This is a genomic window from Pseudomonas sp. LBUM920 (assembly GCF_003852315.1).
GTDB lineage: Bacteria > Pseudomonadota > Gammaproteobacteria > Pseudomonadales > Pseudomonadaceae > Aquipseudomonas.
Map to the genome: position 1 here is coordinate 2576665 of NZ_CP027762.1, position 20860 is coordinate 2597524.

The window sequence follows — 20860 nt, forward strand, 5'->3', positions numbered from 1 at the left end:
ACAAAAGCCGATTATCCCGCGAGACGGGAGCGGCTGACTACCCCTCGAAAAATAGCATGCATTGGGACTTTGTCTTCAATTGAGTGCTTTTGCGCTGAAACCTTTCATCATTCGGCCAGCTCAGGGCGCTGGCGAAACTGCTCCAGCGCTTGCGGATTCGCCAGGGCGTCGGTGTTCTTCACCGGCTCACCGTGCACCACATTGCGCACCGCCAACTCGACAATCTTGCCGCTGATGGTGCGCGGAATATCGGTGACGGCGAGGATCTTCGCCGGCACGTGGCGCGGCGTGGTGTTGGCGCGAATCACCTGGCGAATCTGCTGCTCCAGGGCCTGATCCAGCTCGATACCGTCTGTAAGGCGCACGAACAGCACCACGCGCACGTCATCCTGCCAGCGTTGGCCGATGGCCAGGCTTTCCAGCACCTGCGGGACTTTTTCCACCTGGCGATAAATCTCCGCCGTGCCGATGCGCACGCCACCGGGGTTGAGCACCGCGTCGGAGCGGCCGTGAATCAGCCAGCTACCAGTCGGGCATTGCTCGGCGTAGTCGCCCTGGGCCCACACGCCGGGAAACTGGCTGAAGTACGAGGCGCGCAGTTTGACCAGCTGCGGGTCGTTCCACAGGCCAATCGGCATGGCCGGAAAGTGCCGGGTGCACACCAGTTCGCCTTTTTCGCCGATCACCGCTTTGCCCTGCTCGTTCCATACTTCGATGGCCATCGCCAGGCTCTTGCACTGCATCTGCCCGCGACGTACCGGCAGCACCGGGTTGCCGATCACAAAGCAGGAGACGATATCGGTGCCGCCGGACATCGACGACAGGCACAGCTCCCGCTTGATCTGGCGGTACACGTAGTCGTAGCTATGCGGCGAGAGCGGCGAGCCCGTCGAGATCAGGCCTTTGAGGCTGTTCAGCGAGTGACTCAGGCGCGGCTGCGCGCCGGCTTTTTCCAGGGTGGCGAGGAATTTGGGGCTGGTGCCGAACACGCTGATTTTCTCGGCGTCGATCAGGTCGATCAAGCGTTCCGGCCCGGGGTGAAACGGTGAGCCGTCGTACAGCACCGCCGTGGCACCGAGGGCCAGCACCGACACCAGCCAATTCCACATCATCCAGCCGCAGGTGGTGTAGTAGAACAGGCAATCTTCGCGCGACAGGTCGGCGTGCAGGCCGTGTTCCTTGAGGTGGGTGAGCAGCACGCCGCCGGTGCCGTGGATGATGCATTTGGGCACGCCGGTGGTGCCGCTGGAATAAAGGATGTACAGCGGGTGATCGAATGGCACCGCGACAAATTCAGGCTCGCCGCCGGGGGTGTAGAAGTCATCCCACAGCGCCACCCTGGCCTGGGTCTGATAGTCCGCGACGCGCGCTTGAGGCCGCGCGTAAGGCACGATAATCAATTGTTCGAGGGACGGCAGGCGCGCGAGGATTTCATTCAGTTTGGCCGTTTGGTCGATGCCCTTGCCGGCGTAGCGATACCCCGCGCAGGTGATCAACACCTTGGGTTCGATCTGACCAAAACGGTCGATCACGCCCTGGGTGCCGAAGTCCGGCGATGAGCATGACCAGATCGCGCCGAGGCTGGTGGTGGCGAGCATGCCCACCAGGGTTTGCCAGGTGTTGGGAATGCACGCGGCCACGCGGTCGCCCACGCCGACACCGGCCGCGCGCAGGCTGTGTTGCAGGCCGGCGACGTGTTCGGCCACTTCGGCGTAGGTCAGTTGTTCGCGCTGGCCATCCTCGCTGATCGCGACCACCGCCGGGTGACCGTCGCGACGGCGCAGCAGGTGTTCGGCAAAGTTCAGGGTGGCGCCGGGAAACCACTGAGCGCTGGGCATCTGAGTGCCTTCGATCAGCGTCGCGGTGGGCGGGCTGCGAAACTGCACGTCGAAGAACGCGACGATGGCCTGCCAGAAGTCGGGACGCTGGTCGATGCTCCACTGGTGCAGGGCGGGGTAGTCGGCCAGCTGCAGGCTGTGGCGTTGATTGATGAAGCGCCGGAACTGGTCCATCCGCGTGTTGCGGATGCGCTCGGGGGAGGGTTGCCAGAGGATGTCGGACATGAGGAAGTCTCTTGTTCTTGTACAAATCTTGCAGCCAACACAGGTCGAAACTGTGGGGGCTGGCTTGCCTGCGATAGCAGTGTATCTGTGACAAATGAGCCAGCTGGCCCACCGCTATTGCAGGCAAGCCAGCGCCCACATTCGATCTTCAGTGTCTGTTTTTATTGGGCCAGCCAGCCGCCGTCGATGTTCCACGCGGCACCGCGCACCTGGGCACCCGCCTCACTGCACAAAAACAGCACCAACTCACCCAGCTGCGGCGGCGTCACAAACGCCAGCGATGGCTGTTTTTCCGCGAGCAAGTCGTGCTGCGCCTGCTGCGGGTCCACGCCTTTGGCTGCGCGGTCATCAATCTGCTGTTGCACCAACGGCGTCAGCACCCAGCCTGGGCAGATGGCGTTGCAGGTGACGTTGCTGGTGGCGGTCTCCAGGCCCACCACCTTGGTCAGGCCGATCACGCCGTGCTTGGCCGCCACATAGGCCGCCTTGCCCACCGAGCCGACCAGGCCATGCACCGAGGCAATGTTGACGATGCGCCCCCAACCCTTGGCTTTCATGCCCGGCAAGCTCAAGCGGGTGCTGTGGAACACCGACGACAGGTTGATCGCGATAATCGCGTCCCAACGCTCGGCCGGGAAGTCCTCCACCGCCGACACATGCTGAATGCCGGCGTTGTTGACCAGAATGTCGACGCCGCCGAACTCGCGCTCGGCGTAGGCGATCATGTCGGCGATCTGCGCCGGGTCGCTGACGTCCGCCGGGTGATGGCCGACCTTGCCGCCCAATGCCTGTACCTGGGCGATCACCGCGCTGGCGTCGCCGAAGCCGTTGAGGATCAGGTTGGCGCCGGCCTCTGCCAGGCTCAGCGCGATGCCCAAACCGATGCCGCTGGTGGAGCCGGTAACCAGGGCGGTCTTGCCGTTCAATGTCGTCATGAAAACCTCACACAATGCCGGTGGCGTAGAAAGTACCGATCACCACGAACACCGCAAGGGTCTTGATAATCGTGATGCCGAAAATGTCTTTGTAGGCTTCGCGGTGCGTCAGCCCGGTCACCGCCAGCAGCGTGATCACCGCGCCGTTGTGGGGCAGAGTGTCCATGCCGCCGCTGGCCATGGCCGCGACCCGGTGCAGCACTTCAAGGGGGATATTGGCCGCATGGGCCGCCGAAATAAAGCTCTCGGACATCGCTGCCAGGGCGATGCTCATGCCGCCCGACGCAGAACCGGTGATGCCGGCCAGCAGGGTTACGGTGATCGCCTCGTTGACCAGCGGGTTGGGGATGCCCTTGAGCCAGTCCGCCAGCACCAGAAAGCCCGGCAGCGAGGCGATCACCGCGCCAAAACCGTATTCCGACGCGGTGTTCATCGCCGCCAGCAGCGCGCCGCTGACCGCGCTTTTGCTGCCTTCGGCAAGCTTGCTTTTGATCGCCGACCAGCCGAACACCAGCACCATGACGATGCCCACCAGCAACGCCGCCTGCACGGCCCAGATCGCGGTGAGCTTGGCGATCTCGGTGGTCACCGGCGCGCTCATGCCCGGCAGGCTGAGGCTGTGAGTCTTGCCGTACCACTGCGGAATCCAGTGGGTGAACAGCAAGTTCATCACGCCCACCAGCAGCAGCGGCGACAGCGCGATCCATGGGTTGGGCAGCGCCAGGTTGTCCGCGGTTTCCGGCTCGTTGCGCAGCTCGGTGCCATAGCCTTCGCCGGCACGCTGGGCCTTGTTGCGCTGGCGCGCCAGGTAGAGCATGCCGGTGCAGAACACGAACACCGTGCCGATCAGGCCCAGCCACGGCGCGGCCCAGGCGGTGGTGTTGAAGAAGGTGCTGGGGATGATGTTCTGGATTTGCGGCGTACCCGGCAGGGCGTCCATGGTGAACGAAAACGCGCCGAGGGCGATGGTCGCCGGAATCAGGCGCTTGGGAATATTGCTCTGGCGAAACATCTCTGCCGCAAACGGGTACACCGCAAACACCACCACAAACAGCGACACGCCACCGTAGGTGAGCAGGGCGCAGACCAGCACAATCACCAGCATCGCCTGGCGCGTGCCGAGCAAACCGATGGCGGCGGCCACAATCGAACGCGAAAAGCCCGACAGCTCGATCAGCTTGCCGAACACCGCGCCGAGCAGGAACACCGGGAAATACAGTTTGATGAAACCGACCATTTTCTCCATGAACACCCCGGTAAACGCAGGGGCGACGGCGGACGGGTCGGTGAGCAGTACGGCGCCGAGGGCGGCGATGGGGGCAAACAGGATCACGCTGTAGCCACGGTAGGCAGCCAGCATCAGCAGCGCGAGGGCTGCCAGGGCAATGATCACACTCATGGTGTGTCTCCAGATCGAATTGTTATTTTTGTGGGGTGATGCGTTGGAGAGGGGCTATAGCTAGATGTGTGCCAGTTTATTAACTCGTTGAAATATAAGTATATTTTTTGATTTGTGATCGGTAATTCTGAAATTAATCTCTATTTAGAGACAGGTAAATACCCAATGTGGTAGCGGGCTTGCTCGCGAAAGCGGCGTATCAGTCGGCTCATGAGTTGCTGAACCACCGCTTTGGCGAGCAAGCCCGCTCCCACATCAGAGTGTCTTTATAGTGAGAATCGTGTCTCTTTATTGAGACTGGGCAATGCCGAGCGCCACCATCTTTTTGTACAGCGTCGACCTGCCCAGGCCCAACCGCTTGGCTGCCTCCACGACGTTGCCTTCACACGCCGCCAATGCTGCCTCAATCACCTGCCGATCAAACCGCTCGCGCGCCGCCGCAAACGTCTCGCCCTCGACGGTTGCTACGGCGCCACGCGCCACCGGGCTGAACGTGCCAATCGCGGCGCGAATCTCGTTGGCATCCAACACCAGGTCATCACTCAACAACGCCGCGCGCTCCAGCACATTGCGCAGCTCGCGGATATTCCCCGGCCACGCATGCTGCGCCAGCAACGCCAGGGCCTCGCGGTTCAGTTCATGCTGGCTGCGCAGCTCCTCCAGAATCGCCTCGCTCAACGCCGGGATGTCATCCAGGCGTTCGCGCAACGGCGGCACCTGGATCGGCAGCACATTCAGCCGGTAATACAAATCCGCGCGAAACTCGCCACGCTTGATTGCCGCTTCCAGGTCCATGGACGTGGCCGCAATCACCCGCACATCGCTGTGCAGCATTTCGTTGGAACCTACCGGCTCGTATTCCTTTTCCTGCAACACCCGCAGCAGTTTGCTTTGCAGCGGCAGGGGCATGTCGCCGATCTCGTCGAGAAACAGCGTGCCGCCCTGGGCAATCTGCAGTTTGCCGGGACGGCCTTTGCGGTCGGCGCCGGTAAAGGCCCCCGGCGCAGTGCCGAAGAATTCGGCTTCAAGCAGATCCGCGGGAATCGCCGCGCTGTTGATGCTGACAAAAGCTTTGTGTGCACGCGGCGAGGCGCCGTGAATCGCCTGGGCCAGCAATTCCTTGCCGGTACCGGTTTCACCCAGCAGCAACACTGGCGACTGGGCATTCGCACTGCGCCGCGCCCGGCGTTTAACGTCCAGGCTGGCCGCGCTGGTGCCGATAAAATGCGCAAAGTTGTATTTGCTCTGCCGCGAGCGCAGCAGCGAGCGGGTGGACGCCAGCTCCTGCTGCATGCTCAGGTAGCGCTCGATCAGTGGCGAGAGGTTGCGCAACTCGTCGAACAGCGCAAAGCCAATCGCGCCGATCACCGCGCCGGCGTCATCGTGAATGGGCAGGCGCATCACCACCAGCGGGCCTTTGGGCGTGTCCTGGATGTCCAGCAAAATCGGCTGGTCGTTGCGCACCACCTGGCGGAGCAGGCTATTGGAGATCACCTGCTCGCACGGTTGGCCGATGGCTTCGTCGGCGCGTTTGAGGCCGAAGCGCTTGGCGTAACGCTCGTTCATCCACACGATATTGGCGTCGCGATCGACAATCACCGTGCCTTCGCTGGACTGCTCGATGATTTCGAACAGCGACTGGATGGCCAGGCCGCGAACCTGTTGGTAGTCCTTGAGGCTGTCGCTGATGTTCATATTTATGCCGTCAACACAAATGGAGGGTGGAGTCGCAACCCTGTGGGAGCGGGCTTGCTCGCGAAAAAGCGCTGTAGCAGTGCCGCAGGTATTGCCTGACACGCCGCCTTCGCGAGCAAGCCCGCTCCCACAGGGGAGAGCGTGCTCCTACAAGGGGATGTGCGCCGCCGCCAGCAGTTCTTTGGTGTACGGATGCTGTGGCGATTCGAACACGCTATGGCTCGCGCCACGTTCCACCACCTTGCCGTCCTTGACCACAATCATGTCATGGGCCATGGCGCGCACCACGGCCAGGTCATGGCTGATAAACAGGTAGGTCAGGCCGTATTTCTCCTGCAACTCACGCAGCAACGCCACCACCTGCTTTTGCACCGTGCGGTCCAGCGCCGAGGTCGGTTCGTCCAGCAGCATCAGTGCCGGCTTGAGCACCAGCGCGCGGGCGATGGCGATGCGTTGGCGCTGGCCGCCGGAAAATTCGTGGGGGTAGCGGTGGCGGCTGGCGGGGTCGAGGCCCACGTCCTTGAGCACTTGCACCACTTGCGCATCGCGCTCGGCCAAGCTGCACGGCGCGTGCACTTCCAGGCCTTCGCTGATGATCTGCTCAACCGACATACGTGGGCTGAGGCTGCCGTAAGGGTCCTGGAACACCACCTGCATCTGCTTGCGCCACGGGCGCATTTGCTGATTGTTCAGCGGGTCGAGCGCTTCACCCTGGAAGCGGATGCTGCCGGTGGAGTCGAGCAGACGCAGGATCGCCTGGCCCAGGGTCGATTTGCCCGAACCCGACTCGCCGACAATCCCCAGGGTCTTGCCGCGCTGCACGCTGAGGCTGATGCCGTCCACCGCGCGCAGGTAGGTCTTGCGCCGAAACAGCCCGCCGCTGAGGGGGAACTGCACCGTCAGGTCATCGACCTGCAGCACCGTTTCGCGTTCATCACTGCACAGCGCATCGCCGGCAGGTTCGGCATCCAGCAACAGGCGGCTGTAAGGGTGTTGCGGTGCGTTGAACAGCGTCTGGCAGTCGGCCTGCTCGACAATCTCCCCGGCGCGCATCACGCACACGCGCTGGGCAATGCTGCGCACCAGGTTAAGGTCATGGCTGATCAGCAGCAGCGACATGCCCAGGCGTTGTTGCAAGGATTTGAGCAGCAGCAGGATCTTGCGCTGCACGGTCACGTCCAGCGCGGTGGTCGGTTCATCGGCGATCAACAGTTCAGGCTCACACGCCAGGGCCATGGCGATCATGACGCGCTGGCGCTGGCCGCCGGAGAGCTGATGCGGATAGGCCTTGAGGCGCTCCCTGGGCTTCTGGATACCCACCAGCTCAAGCAATTCAAGGATGCGCGCCTGCGCCGCCTTGCCCCCCAGGCCCTTGTGCAGCAGCAGGGTTTCGCCGATCTGTTTTTCAATGCTGTGCAGCGGGTTGAGCGAGGTCATCGGCTCCTGGAAGATCATCGCAATGCGGTTGCCGCGCAGCTTTTGCAGGGTCGCCGCCGACGCGCCGATCAGCTCCTGGCCGCGATACTTCACCGAGCCCGTGGTGTGCGTACCGGCTTCGGGCAGCAGTTGCAGGATCGAATGGGCCGTCACCGACTTGCCCGAGCCCGACTCGCCGACCAGCGCCAGGCATTCGCCCTGGCGCACGTCCAGGCACAGGTTGCGCACCACGGTCTGGCCGCTGAAGGCGACACTGAGGTCGCGGATTTCAATGAGGTTCATAGGCAGTCACTCATGAGCGGGGGTCGAAGGCATCACGCAATGCCTCGCCGATAAAGACCAGCAACGACAGGATCAGCGCCAAGGTGAAGAACGCCGTCAGGCCCAGCCAGGGCGCCTGCAGGTTCTGCTTGCCCTGGGCGATCAGTTCGCCCAGCGACGCGCTGCCTGCCGGCATGCCGAACCCGAGAAAATCCAGGGCGCTCAAGGTGGAAATCGCCCCGGTCAAAATAAACGGCAGGTAGCTCAAGGTGGCGGTCATGGCATTGGGCAGGATATGCCGGCGAATGATTTTGCCATCGCCCAGGCCCAGGGCACGTGCGGCCTTGACGTATTCCAGGTTGCGCCCGCGCAGGAACTCGGCGCGCACCACGTCCACCAGTGCCAGCCAGGAAAACAGCGCCATGATCCCCAGCAGCCACCAGAAATTCGGCTCGACGAACCCTGACAGGATGATCAGCAGGTACAGCACCGGCAGCCCGGACCAGACTTCCAGGACGCGCTGGCCCAGCAAGTCCACCCAGCCGCCGTAATAACCCTGCAAAGCGCCGGCGGCAATGCCGATGGCTGCGCTGATGGCGGTGAGCGCCAACGCGAACAGGATCGACACGCGCGCGCCAAAGATCACCCGCGCCAGCACATCGCGCGACTGATCATCGGTGCCCAGCCAGTTCACCGCCGAGGGCGGGCTGGGGGCAGGGCGGCTCAGTTCGTAATTGGGCGTGTCATCGCTGAACGGGATCGGCGGGAACAGCATCCAGCCGCCGTCCTGCTTGATCAGCTTTTGCACGTAGTCACTGCGGTAGTCGGCCTGGAACGGCAATTGCCCGCCGAACTGCTGCTCGGTGTAACGCTTGAACACCGGGAAATACAGCTCGTTTTTGAAACTGAGCACCAAGGGCTTGTCGTTGGCGATCAGCTCGCCGCCCAGGGTCAGGATAAACAGGCCGATAAACAGCCACAGCGACCACCAGCCACGACGGTTTTTCTTGAAGCGCTCGAAACGCCGACGCGCCACCGGAGACAAATCAAGCATCAGGCGTTCCTCGCGGCGAAGTCGATACGCGGGTCCACCAGGGTGTAGCAGAGGTCACCGATGAGTTTTATCAAGAGGCCAAACAGGGTGAAGATAAACAGCGAGCCGAACACCACCGGGTAGTCACGGGACACGGCGGCTTCATAGCTCATGCGGCCCAGGCCGTCGAGGGAGAAAATCACCTCGATGAGCAGGGAGCCGGCGAAAAACACGCTGATGAACGCCTGGGGAATCCCCGAGATCACCAGCAGCATGGCATTGCGAAATACGTGGCCATACAGCACGCGCCGTTCGCTTAAACCCTTGGCGCGCGCAGTGACCACGTATTGGCGGGTAATTTCATTCAGGAAAGAGTTTTTGGTCAGGATGGTCAGCGTGGCGAACCCGCCGATCACCAGCGCGGTGACCGGCAGCACCAGGTGCCAGAAGTAGTCGGCAATCTTGCCCACGGTGCTCAGCTCTTCGAAATTCTCCGAGACCAGCCCGCGCACCGGGAACCAGTTCAGCGACGTACCGCCGGCGAACACCACAATCAGGAACATCGCAAACAGGAACGCCGGCATTGCGTAACCGATGACGATGGCGGTGCTGCTCCACACGTCAAAACTGCTGCCGTGGCGCACCGCCTTGCGAATTCCCAAGGGGATCGACACCAGGTAGGTGATCAACGTGGCCCACAGGCCGAGGGAAATCGTCACCGGCATCTTTTCCAGGATCAGGTCGATTACCGTCGAGCCGCGAAAGAAGCTGTTGCCGAAGTCCAGCTGCGCATAATTCTTGAGCATCAGCCACAGGCGTTCCGGGGCGGGCTTGTCGAAGCCGTATTGTTTTTCGATGTCCTTGATCAGTTTCGGGTCCAGGCCGCGGCTGGCGCGGGAGCCGCTGATACTTTCGCCGGAGCCGCCGCCGATGCCGCCGCCGCCAATCCCTTGCAAGTGCGCGATGGCCTGTTCAACCGGGCCGCCGGGTGCGGCCTGCACGATGACGAAGTTGACCAGCAGGATGATCACCAGCGTCGGAATGATCAGCAGCAGGCGCCGCACGATATAGGCAAACATCAGCGGGCCCCTCCACGTTTTTTCAACTCGGCGTTCATTTGTTCATTGGTCAGTGGTGTGGGGCTGATTTCCCACCAGGTTTCCAGGGCTTCGTCGTTCTTGGCCTCGATCGCCGGCCGGCCGAAGCGGTTCCACCACGCGGCCGAGGTGCCGGGCGGGTAATAGTTTGGGATCCACAGGTAATTCCATTGCAGCACACGGTCCAGGGCATGGGCGTAGGTGAGCATCTGCGCCTGGGTGGTGGCCTTGACCAGGCCGCTGATCAGCGTGTCGACGGCCGGGTCTTTGAGCACCATGTAGTTATTGGCGCCGGGGTCGTAGGCCGCCTGCGAGCCGAAGTAGTTGTACAGCTCCAGGCCCGGCGAGGTGGTGACCGGGAAGCCCACGACGATCATGTCGTAATCACGGGCCATCATGCGGTTCACATACTGCGAGGAGTCAATGCGGCGGATATTCAGGGTGATGCCGATCTGTGCCAGGTTGCGCTTGTACGGCAACAGCAGGCGTTCCAGGCCGGGCTGGGCATTGAGGAAAGTGAATTCCAGCGGCTCGCCGTCGGCGTTGACCAGCTTGTCACCCTTGGGTTTCCAGCCTGCCGCTTCCAGCAGTGCCAGGGCTTGCAACTGTTTGTCGCGAATCATGCCGCTGCCGTCGGTGACCGGCGCCTTGAACACCTGGGTGAACACCTCAGCGGGCACTTGGTCGCGCAACGGTTCAAGAATGGCCAGTTCTTCCTGGGTTGGCAGCTGGCTGGCGGCCAGCGGGCTGTTGGAAAAATAGCTCTGCTGGCGAATGTACAGGTTGCGCATCATCTGCCGGTTGGCCCATTCAAAATCCCACAGCATCGCCAGGGCCTGGCGCACGCGGCGGTCCTTGAACATCGGCTTCTGCACGTTGAACACATAGCCCTGGGCCGGTTGCGGCATCTCTTTGGCCAGGTGCGCACGTTGCAGGCGGCCGTCGTCCAGCGCCGGGCCGTTGTAGCCGATGGAATAGCCGGTGGCGGAGAACTCACGGTTGAAATCGTAGGCACCGCCGCGCAGCACCTGACGGGCCACTTCGGTATCGCCGAAGTACTCCAGGCTCAGGTGATCGAAGTTGTACAGGCCACGGCTGACGGGCAAGTCCTTGCCCCACCAGTCCGGGTCGCGGGTGAAGGTGATGGTGCTGCCGGAGTCGATCTTGCTGACTTTATACGGGCCGCTGCCGAGCGGGGCTTCGTAGCCGCCGCCGTTGGCGAAGTCGCGGGTTTTCCACCAGTGCTCGGGAAACACCGGCAAGGTGGCGATATCCAGCGGCAGGGTGCGGTTTTCATTGCTGGAAAAATCGAAGCGCACCTGGCGCTCGTTTTCGACTTCGACGTGCTTGACGTCGGCGAACAGGGTGCGAAAGCGCAGGCTGCCCTGGGTCATCAGCAGGTCGAAGCTGTAGCGCACGTCTTCGGCGGTGATCGGCTTGCCGTCGGCGAAGCGCGCCTTGGGGTTCAGGTAGAAGCGCAGGGACAGGCCGTCGTCGGCGCGCTCCATCTTCTCGGCGACCAGGCCGTAGACGGTGTAGGGCTCATCCAGGGAACGCTGGGCCAGCGGGGCGTAGAGCCAGCCGTCGACCTGAGAGACGCCAATGCCTTTGTCGATGTACGGCAGCACATGGTCAAAACGCCCGATCTCGATGGCCGAGCGCCGCAGGCTGCCGCCTTTGGGGGCGTTGGGGTTGGCGTAGTCGAAATGGGTGAAGCCGGCGGGGTACTTGGCCGGTTCGCCGTAGACCGTGAGGTAGGTCTGCGGGGCCGCGATCACAGCGGTGCTGGCCAGCAGCAGGGCCAGGGCGGAGCTGCAGAATTTTATGGAAAAAGCCAATCGCATTGTCAGCCTTGAGCGCCGGGTGAAGAAGAATAGAGATGTGTACGTTATCGGCTTAAGCCTTGCCAGTCATCACATGCACAACGGCCCACCAAAAGGCGGGCCGTTGTTTATAGCATCAGCACAGACTGGATCAGTCCTGGCGGCTGGTGACTTCCAGCAGGTGGTAGCCGAACTGGGTCTTGACCGGGCCTTGCACGGTGTTGACCGGGGCGCTGAAGACGACGGTGTCGAATTCTTTGACCATCTGGCCTGGGCCGAACGAACCGAGGTTGCCGCCGTCGCGGCTGGACGGGCAGCTGGAGTTGGCTTTGGCGATTTCTGCGAAATCGGCGCCGCCTTCGATCTGGGCTTTGAGTTCGTTGCACTTGTCTTCAGTGGACACGAGGATGTGACGGGCGGTGGCTTTGGCCATGGGGAATAACTCCTTGAATAAAAAGGGTGAGCGTACCGGATTCAGGCGGTTATTTGTTGGCAAAGTTCCGTTGGGTTTGGGTGGGGGGTATATCCGTTGCTGCGGTCAGGGCCGCTTAGGGTTCCGCTCTTACAGCGGGTCACTTTTGGCAAACGCCCCCAAAAGTAACCAAAAGGTCTTTGCCCCACCACTCGGCACCTCGCCTGGGCTCGGTGTGCCCTCACTCCGGCTTGAATCCGTGGGCCGCCGCGACGGGCCATCCATGGCCCAACGCGGCTAACCCGGCGTCCTGCCGGGTTACCCACGGATTCAAGCCTGCGTTCGGCCAGCGTGGTTGACGGGGCCTCTCAGATCAAGATCAAAAGCAGATCAAAAGCAGAGCACGGCGGCCTAGTAGCCGACCTGAGTGGTTGAAGCAAAAGCATGGCAACAGCACAGCAGCACATCTCTATCTGATGCACTGCGATCCAAATGTGGGAGCGGGCTTGCTCGCGAAGGCGGTGTGTCAGCTACACATGAGTTGACTGACCCACCCCCTTCGCGAGCAAGCCCGCTCCCACAGTTTGACCGAGTACAGACCGCCAGCACCGCACTGCTTGGCTTTTCTGTGGGAGCTGGCTTGCCTGCGATGCAGACAACTCGGTGTATCAGTAACACCCAGTCGATGGCATCGCAGGCAAGCCAGCTCCCACCTTTGATTGAGTTCATCTTCAAGAACCAGGTCGGCTGTCAGGCCGCCTCGCTTGCGCTTTTGATCTAACCACTCAGGTCGGCTACCAGGCCGCCGTGCTCTGCTTTTGATCTTGATCTGCTTTTGACTTTGATCTTAGGCGCCCCGTTAAACCACGCTGGCCGAACGCAGGCTTGAATTCGTGGGTAACCCGGCAGGACGCCGGGTTAGCCGTGTTGGGCCATGGATGGCCCGTCACGGCGGCCCACGGATTCAAGCCGGAGTGAGGGCACACCGAGCCCAGGCGAGGTGCCGAGTGGTGGGGCAAGAGCCCTTTGGTTACTTTGGGGCTTTTCCAAAGTGACCCGCCGTAAGGGCGGAACCCATCTCAGCCATCACGCAATAACGGATATACACCCCGTCACGCCCGTACCCCAGCGGGCACCAAAAACGCCGCCTCCAACAACTGCCGCGTATAAACATGCTGCGGCTCAGCAAAAATCGCCGAAGCCTCCCCCTGTTCCACCACCTGCCCATGCTTGACCACCATCAACTGGTGACTCAACGCCTTCACCACCGCCAAATCATGGCTGATAAACAGGTAAGTGAGGTTGTACTTGGCCTGCAAACTGCGCAACAACTCCACCACCTGCCGCTGCACCGTACGGTCCAGCGCCGACGTCGGCTCATCCAGCAAAATCAGGCGTGGCTTGAGCACCAACGCCCGGGCGATAGCAATCCGCTGCCGCTGCCCCCCGGAAAACTCATGCGGATAACGATGCCGCGACTCCGGATCCAGCCCAACCTCACGCAGCGCCGCAATAATCGCGGCCTCCTGCTCAACAGCCGTGCCCATCTTGTGAATCCGCAACCCCTCGCCAACAATCTCGCTGACACTCATCCGCGGGCTCAAGCTGCCAAACGGGTCCTGAAACACCACCTGCATTTCCCGCCGCAACGGGCGCACCTGCTGCTGAGTCAGCCGGTCCAGCTGCTGGCCCTCAAAACGAATCCCACCTTTGCTGGCAATCAAACGCAGAATTGCCAGGCCCAAGGTGGATTTGCCCGAACCGCTCTCGCCGACAATGCCCAGGGTTTGCCCTTGGGGCAGGCTGAAATTGATACCGTCCACCGCCTTGACGTAATCCACGGTGTTACGCAAAAAGCCCTTCTTGATCGGAAACCACACCCTCAGGTCATCAACCTCCAGCAAGGGCGGCCCGACGTCATTGGTCGCCGGCCCGCCACTGGGTTCCGCCGCCAGCAACTCCTGGGTGTAAGGGTGCTGAGGCGCCTGGAACAGCGTCTCGCAGTCAGCCTGCTCGACGATGCAACCCTTCTGCATCACGCACACGCGGTGGGCGATGCGCCGCACCAGGTTCAAGTCATGGCTGATCAGCAACAACGCCATGCCAAGGCGCGCCTGCAATTCCTTGAGCAGCTCAAGAATCTTCAACTGCACCGTCACGTCGAGGGCTGTGGTCGGTTCATCCGCGATCAATAACTCTGGTTCGTTGGCCAGGGCCATCGCGATCATCACCCGCTGCCGCTGGCCGCCGGACAGCTCGTGGGGCAAGGCCTTGAGGCGCTTGTGCGGCTCGGGAATGCCCACCAGCTCAAGCAATTCCAGGGTGCGCCGGGTGGCGACCTTGCCAGTGAGCCCCTTGTGCAGGCCGAGCACTTCGTTGATCTGCTTTTCAATCGAATGCAGCGGGTTCAACGAGGTCATCGGCTCCTGGAAGATCATCGCAATACGGTTGCCGCGAATATGCCGGATGGTTTTTTCTTTGAGCGTCAGCAGGTCCTGCCCGGAATAGGTGATGGTGCCGGCCGGGTGGCGGGCCAGCGGGTAGGGCAGCAGGCGCAGGATCGAGTGGGCAGTGACCGATTTGCCCGAGCCGCTTTCGCCGACCAGGGCGAGGGTTTCGCCGCGTTTGATATCGAAATTGACGTTATTGACCACCCGGTGGTGATGGTCGCCGGTGACGAACTCGACACACAGGTCGCGGACTTCGATCAGATTGTCCTGATTCATCTCATTTCCTCGGGTCGAAGGCATCGCGAGCGGACTCGCCGATAAACACCAGCAAACTCAACATGATCGCCAGCACGGCAAAGGCACTGATGCCCAGCCACGGCGCTTGCAGGTTGGATTTGCCCTGGGCCACCAGTTCGCCCAGCGACGGCGAGCCGGCTGGCAGGCCGAAGCCGAGAAAATCCAGTGCGGTGAGGGTGCCGATGGCGCCGGTGAGGATGAACGGCATGAAGGTCATGGTCGACACCATGGCATTGGGCAGGATGTGCCGGAACATGATCGCGCCGTTCTGCATCCCCAGCGCGCGGGCCGCGCGCACGTATTCGAGGTTGCGCCCGCGCAGGAATTCGGCACGCACCACATCGACCAGGCTCATCCACGAAAACAGCAGCATGATCCCCAGCAGCCACCAGAAGTTGGGCTGCACAAAGCTGGCGAGGATGATCAACAAGTACAGCACCGGCAAGCCGGACCAGATCTCCAGAAAGCGCTGCCCGGCGAGGTCGACCCAGCCACCGTAGAACCCCTGCAAGGCGCCGGCGATCACGCCGATGATCGAGCTGAGCACGGTGAGGGTCAGGGCGAACAGCACCGACACGCGGAACCCGTAGATCACTCGCGCCAAAACATCGCGGCCCTGGTCATCGGTGCCCAGCAGGTTGACCGAAGAGGGCGGGGCGGGGGCCGGCACTTTCAGGTCGTAGTTGATGCTCTGGTAGCTGAACGGGATCGGCGCCCACAGCGTCCAGGCGTCCTTGGCCTTGAGCAGTTCCTGGATGTACGGGCTCTTGTAGTTGGCCTCCAGCGGGAATTCGCCGCCAAAGGCGGTTTCCGGGTAGCGCTTGAGTGCCGGGAAGTACCAGTCACCGTCGAAGTGCACGGCCAATGGCTTGTCGTTGGCGATCAACTCCGCGCCCAGGCTCAGTACGAAGAGGATCAGGAACAGCCACAGCGACCACCAGCCACGCTTGTTGGCCTTGAAACGCTCGAACCGACGGCGATTGAGGGGGGACAGGTTCATCTCAATGCTCCCGGCTGGCAAAGTCGATACGCGGATCGACCAGGGTGTAAGTGAGGTCGCCGATCAGTTTCACCACCAGCCCCAGCAAGGTGAAGATAAACAGCGTGCCGAACACCACCGGGTAGTCGCGGTTGATCGCTGCTTCAAAGCTCATCAGGCCCAGGCCGTCGAGGGAGAAGATCACTTCCACCAGCAACGAGCCGGTGAAGAAGATGCCGATAAAGGCGGACGGGAAACCGGCAATCACCAACAGCATCGCGTTGCGAAACACGTGGCCGTAGAGCACGCGGTGGTGAGTCAGGCCTTTGGCCTTGGCGGTCACCACGTACTGTTTGTTGATCTCGTCAAGGAAGCTGTTTTTGGTCAGTAGCGTCATGGTCGCAAAGTTGCCGATCACCAGCGCTGTGACGGGCAGGGCCAAATGCCAGAAGTAATCGAGGATCTTGCCGCTCCAGCTCAGTTCGTCGAAATTGTTCGAGGTGAGCCCGCGCAAGGGGAACCAGTCCAGGTAACTGCCGCCGGCAAACACCACGATCAGCAGGATCGCAAACAGGAACGCCGGGATCGCATAACCGACGATGATCGCCGAACTGGTCCACACGTCGAAGTGACTGCCGTGGCGCGTGGCCTTGGCGATCCCCAGCGGAATCGACACCAGGTACATGATCAGCGTGCTCCATAACCCGAGGGAAATGGACACCGGCATCTTTTCCTTGATCAGGTCGATGACTTTGGCGTCACGAAAAAAGCTGTCGCCGAAATCCAGTCGGGCGTAGTTTTTGACCATGATCCACAACCGTTCCGGCGCCGATTTGTCGAAGCCGTACATCTTCTCGATTTCCTTGATCAGCGCCGGGTCCAGGCCCTGGGCGCCGCGGTAGCTGGAACCGGCCACCGACACTTCGGCACCGCCGCCGGCGATGCGGCTGGTGGCGCCTTCAAACCCTTCGAGTTTGGCGATCATCTGTTCCACCGGCCCCCCGGGAGCGGCCTGGATGATGATGAAGTTGATCAGCAAAATCCCGAACAGCGTGGGGATGATCAGCAACAGACGGCGAACAATATAAGCCAGCATTTAATCGCCTCCGCTCGCCGGATCGGCGCTTGTGTCCAGGGTTACGGCTGGTTTTACGTCAGGTTTGGCCCACCAGGTCGCGGTGCCGACGTCGTAGCGTGGCGAGACTTTGGGGTGGCCCAGGTGATCCCAATAGGCCACACGGAAGGTTTTGATGTGCCAGTCGGGGATCACGTAGTAGCCGAACTGCAATACCCGGTCGAGGGCTTTGGCGTGGGCCACCAGACTTTTACGCGAGTCTGCATCGATCAGCTCTTCGACCAGTTGGTCGATGACCGGGTCCTTGAGGCCCATGTAATTGCGGCTTCCGGGTTTGTCGGCACTGGAAGACGCCCAGAATTCGCGTTGTTCGTTACCCGGTGAGGTCGACTGCGGGAAGCTGCCCACCAGCATGTCGAAGTCGCGTGAGCGCAAGCGGTTGATGTACTGCGAGACGTCAACGCGGCGGATCACCAGATTGATGCCCAGGTCCGCCAGGTTGCGTTTGAACGGCAGCAATACGCGTTCGAAGTCGGTCTGGGTCAGCAGAAACTCGATGGTCACCGGTGTGCCGGTGGTGTCGACCATCTTGTCGTCGACGATCTTCCAGCCGGCTTCTTGCAGCAACTGGTAAGCCTCGCGCTGCTGGGTTCGGATCATGCCGCTGCCGTCGGTTTTGGCAGGCGCGAACGCCTGGGTGAAGACTTCGGCGGGGAGCTTGTCGCGAAACGGTTCCAGGATTGCCGTTTCATCCGGCCCGGGCAGGCCGGTGGCGGCCATTTCCGAGTTTTCAAAGTAACTGCGGGTACGCGTGTAGGCGCCGTTGAACAGCTGTTTGTTGCTCCACTCGAAATCCAGCAGCAGGCTGATCGCCTTGCGCACCCGCACATCCTGAAACATCGGCTTGCGTGTGTTGAACACAAAACCCTGCATGCCGGTGGGGTTGCCGTTGGGGATTTCTTCCTTGATCAGCCTTCCTTCGGTGACGGCCGGGATGTTGTAGGCGTTGGCCCAGTTCTTCGCGCTGAATTCCAGCCAGTAGTCGAATTGCCCGGCTTTCAAGGCTTCGAGCGCCACGGTGCTGTCGCGGTAATAGTCAGTGATGCGGTTATCGAAATTGTAGAAACCCTGGGTGACCGGCAGGTCCTTGGCCCAGTAATCCTTGACGCGTTCATAGCGAACCATGCGCCCGGCCTTGACCTGCGCCACCTTGTACGGCCCGCTGCCCAGCGGTATTTCCAGGTTGCCCTTGGCAAAGTCACGGGTGGCCCAAAAATGCTTGGGCAATACCGGCAACTGGCCGAGGATCAGTGGCAACTCACGGTTGTTGGTGCGCTTGAACTTAAACAGCACGCGCAGCGGGTCTTCGGCCACCACTTCATCAACGTCGGCGTAGTAGGTGCGGTAGAGCGGCGAGCCGTCCTTTAGCAAGGTCTGGAAAGTGAAGACGACGTCTTCGGCGCGGATCGGGTGCCCATCGTGAAAGCGCGCTTCGGGGCGCAGGTAGAACCGTACCCAGCTGTTGTCCGGGGCCTTTTCGATCTTGCCGGCCACCAGCCCGTATTCAGTCACAGGCTCGTCCAGGCTTTGCATGGCCAGGGTGTCGTAGATCAACGGCAGGTTGTCTGCGGGCACGCCCTTGCTGATGTAGGGGTTGAGGCTGTCGAAGCCGCCCATGCTCGATTCGCGAAAGGTGCCGCCCTTGGGCGCCTCGGGGTTTACGTAGTCGAAGTGCTTGAAGTCGGCGGGGTACTTGGGAGGCTCGTTGTAGAGGGTCAACGCGTGTTGCGGCGCGGCGTTGACCGCGCTGCACAGCAACAGGCTGCTCAGGAATGCGGTGCGCAATTTCATCATTGGGCTTTCTCCGAAGCTTTCAGCCACCACGCGCTCAGGCCCAGGCTGTAAGGCGGCGTGGTGACAAAGGCGAACCGGTTGCGGTACGCCAAGCGATGATAGTTGAGGTACCAATTGGGAATGCTGTAGTGCTGCCACAGCAGCACCCGGTCAAGGGCGCGGCCGGCGGCCAGTTGTTCTTCGCGGGTCTGCGCCGCCAGCAGTTGTTCCAGCAGGCGGTCGACCACCGGGTTGGCGATGCCGGCGTAGTTCTTGCTGCCCTTGATACTGGCCTGGCTGGAGTGGAAGTACTGCCACTGCTCAAGGCCTGGGCTCAAGGTCTGGTTGAGGGTGATCAGGATCATGTCGAAGTCGAACTGATCCAGGCGCTGTTTGTATTGCGCCCGGTCAACGGTACGCAGGCGTGCGTCGATGCCGATGCTGATGAGGTTCTCGACATACGGCTGCAGGATGCGCTCCAGGTTCGGGTTGACCAACAGAATCTCGAAGCGCAGCGGCTGCCCGTCACTGTTGAGCAGGCGCTGTCCCGACAGCTTCCAGCCGGCTTCACCCAGCAAGGCCAGGGCGCGGCGCATGGTTTGGCGCGGAATGCCGCGGCCGTCGGTCTGCGGCAGGCTGAAGGCTTGCGTAAACAGGTTGGGCGGCAACTGGTCGCGGTACGGCGAGAGCATCAGCCACTCATGGCCCACCGGTACGCCAGTCGCGGAAAACTCGCTGTTGGGGTAGTAACTCAGGGTGCGTTTATAGGCGCTGCTGAACAGGGTGCGGTTGGTCCATTCAAAGTCGAACATCAACCCCAGGGCCTCGCGCACCTTGGTCTGGGCGAAGGTCGGCCGCCGTGTGTTCATGAACAGACCCTGGCTCTGGGTCGGGATCTGGTGGGCGATCTGCGCCTTGATCACGTCGCCGCGGTTGACCGCCGGGAAGTTATAGCCGGTGGCCCAGTTCTTGGCCTGGTGCTCGATATAGATATCGAATTCGCCGGCCTTGAAGGCTTCAAAGGCCACGTCGCTGTCGCGGTAGAACTCCACCTCGACGTTATCGTAGTTGTAGAAACCCTGGTTCACCGGCAGGTCTTTGCCCCAGTAATCCTTGACCCGTTCGAACACCAGCTGCCGGCCAGGTGTGACCTTGGTGATGCGGTAGGGCCCGCTGCCCAACGGTGGCTCGAAGGTCGTGGCCTTGAAGTCGTGGTTTTTCCAGTAGTGCTGGGGCAATACCGGCAGTTCGCCCAGGCGCAGGATCAGCAGCGGGTTGCCGGCGCGCTTGAACACAAAACGAATGCGATGACGGTTGAGGATATCGACCCGCGCCACTTCCTGCAGGTTGGTACGGTATTGCGGGTGGCCTTCGGTCAGCAGGGTGCGATAGGAAAACGCCACGTCATAGGCGGTGATCGGCTTGCCATCGTGGAAACGTGCTTCGGGACGCAGGTTGAACACCACCCAACTGCGGTCCTCGCTGTACTCCACCGACTGGGCGATCAGCCCGTAGCTGGAGGTGGGCTCATCGCCGGACGGCGCGTACTGGCCGGTGCCAACCATCAACGGCTCGTTCAGCTCATTGACGCCGTATTGCAGGAAATTGGGCGTGGAAACCGGGCTGGAGCCCTTGAAGGTGTAGGGGTTGAGCGTATCGAAGGTGCCAAATGCCATGACCCGCAGTGTCCCGCCTTTTGGCGCTGCAGGGTTTACCCAATCGAAGTGGGTGAATTTGGCCGGGTACTTGAGCGTGCCGAACTGCGTATAACCGTGGCTCTCGGTAATTGTCGCGTTCGCCGCAAAGCTCAAGGCCAGACTTATTAGTAGAAGGAGGGGACGCTTCAAGTCAGAGATCCGATCCAGGCGGCTTGGGCTTTATGATCGGTACAGTAACAGCTTGTTCCGGCTGGAAAAAGGCTGTTGGAAAGCCCCCGGTCAGGGGCCGATAAGGGTTTGAACGGTGTGCAGAGCAAATGTGGGAGCGGGCTTGCCCGCGATGCCATCAACGCGGTGCAACGGATGCACCGAGGTGTTTGCATCGCAGGCAAGCCAGCTCCCACACAGGCCAG

General features: G+C 61.5%; 14 protein-coding genes. All 14 read right to left on the reverse strand.

The genetic code is table 11. From position 1 onward, the window contains the following. Positions 1-107: 107 nt before the first annotated feature. The 14 genes from C4J83_RS12105 to C4J83_RS12175 all read right to left on the reverse strand — a co-directional run bounded on the left by C4J83_RS12105 (position 108) and on the right by C4J83_RS12175 (position 20636). The gene (locus C4J83_RS12105) at positions 108-2063 is read right to left on the reverse strand and encodes an acetoacetate--CoA ligase (protein ID WP_124417140.1); all 1956 of its coding nucleotides are present in this window, start codon (positions 2061-2063) and stop codon (positions 108-110) included. A 161-nt stretch (positions 2064-2224) separates the two neighbouring features. Next, positions 2225-2998, reverse strand: coding sequence for a 3-hydroxybutyrate dehydrogenase (locus C4J83_RS12110; protein WP_119735360.1), 774 nt, complete (start codon positions 2996-2998; stop codon positions 2225-2227). Between the two features lie 7 nt (positions 2999-3005). Next, positions 3006-4397: a GntP family permease gene (locus tag C4J83_RS12115; RefSeq protein ID WP_124417141.1), complete on the reverse strand. Its 1392-nt coding sequence runs from the start codon at positions 4395-4397 to the stop codon at positions 3006-3008. A gap of 288 nt (positions 4398-4685) precedes the next feature. Continuing rightward, positions 4686-6092 carry a sigma-54 interaction domain-containing protein gene (locus C4J83_RS12120; RefSeq protein ID WP_119735359.1) on the reverse strand — a complete coding sequence of 469 codons (1407 nt, stop codon included), beginning with the start codon at positions 6090-6092 and terminating at the stop codon, positions 4686-4688. Between the two features lie 147 nt (positions 6093-6239). Then, a complete protein-coding gene (locus C4J83_RS12125; protein WP_124417142.1) occupies positions 6240-7811 on the reverse strand; it encodes an ABC transporter ATP-binding protein in 1572 nt (523 codons plus the stop codon). A gap of 10 nt (positions 7812-7821) precedes the next feature. Continuing rightward, positions 7822-8844, reverse strand: a complete 1023-nt coding sequence (locus tag C4J83_RS12130; protein ID WP_164487925.1) for an ABC transporter permease — start codon at positions 8842-8844, stop codon at positions 7822-7824. Continuing rightward, positions 8844-9902, reverse strand: a complete 1059-nt coding sequence (locus C4J83_RS12135) for a microcin C ABC transporter permease YejB (protein ID WP_106580113.1) — start codon at positions 9900-9902, stop codon at positions 8844-8846. Before C4J83_RS12135 ends, C4J83_RS12130 begins: the two co-directional genes overlap by 1 nt. After that, on the reverse strand, positions 9902-11764 hold the full coding sequence (locus C4J83_RS12140; protein ID WP_119735356.1) for an extracellular solute-binding protein: 1863 nt from the start codon (positions 11762-11764) through the stop codon (positions 9902-9904). The genes C4J83_RS12135 and C4J83_RS12140 overlap by 1 nt, the downstream gene beginning before the upstream one ends. A gap of 130 nt (positions 11765-11894) precedes the next feature. Continuing rightward, positions 11895-12176: a peptidylprolyl isomerase gene (locus C4J83_RS12145; RefSeq protein WP_010210937.1), complete on the reverse strand. Its 282-nt coding sequence runs from the start codon at positions 12174-12176 to the stop codon at positions 11895-11897. Positions 12177-13267: 1091 nt separating this feature from the next. Then, on the reverse strand, positions 13268-14881 hold the full coding sequence (locus C4J83_RS12155) for an ABC transporter ATP-binding protein (protein ID WP_119741590.1): 1614 nt from the start codon (positions 14879-14881) through the stop codon (positions 13268-13270). Between the two features lies 1 nt (position 14882). Continuing rightward, positions 14883-15902 carry an ABC transporter permease gene (locus C4J83_RS12160; RefSeq protein WP_106578708.1) on the reverse strand — a complete coding sequence of 340 codons (1020 nt, stop codon included), beginning with the start codon at positions 15900-15902 and terminating at the stop codon, positions 14883-14885. 1 nt (position 15903) lies between these two features. Next, positions 15904-16977: a microcin C ABC transporter permease YejB gene (locus C4J83_RS12165; RefSeq protein ID WP_119741592.1), complete on the reverse strand. Its 1074-nt coding sequence runs from the start codon at positions 16975-16977 to the stop codon at positions 15904-15906. Beyond that, a complete protein-coding gene (locus tag C4J83_RS12170; protein WP_124417143.1) occupies positions 16978-18810 on the reverse strand; it encodes an extracellular solute-binding protein in 1833 nt (610 codons plus the stop codon). After that, positions 18807-20636, reverse strand: coding sequence for an extracellular solute-binding protein (locus tag C4J83_RS12175; protein WP_124417144.1), 1830 nt, complete (start codon positions 20634-20636; stop codon positions 18807-18809). The genes C4J83_RS12170 and C4J83_RS12175 overlap by 4 nt, the downstream gene beginning before the upstream one ends. Positions 20637-20860: the final 224 nt, after the last annotated feature.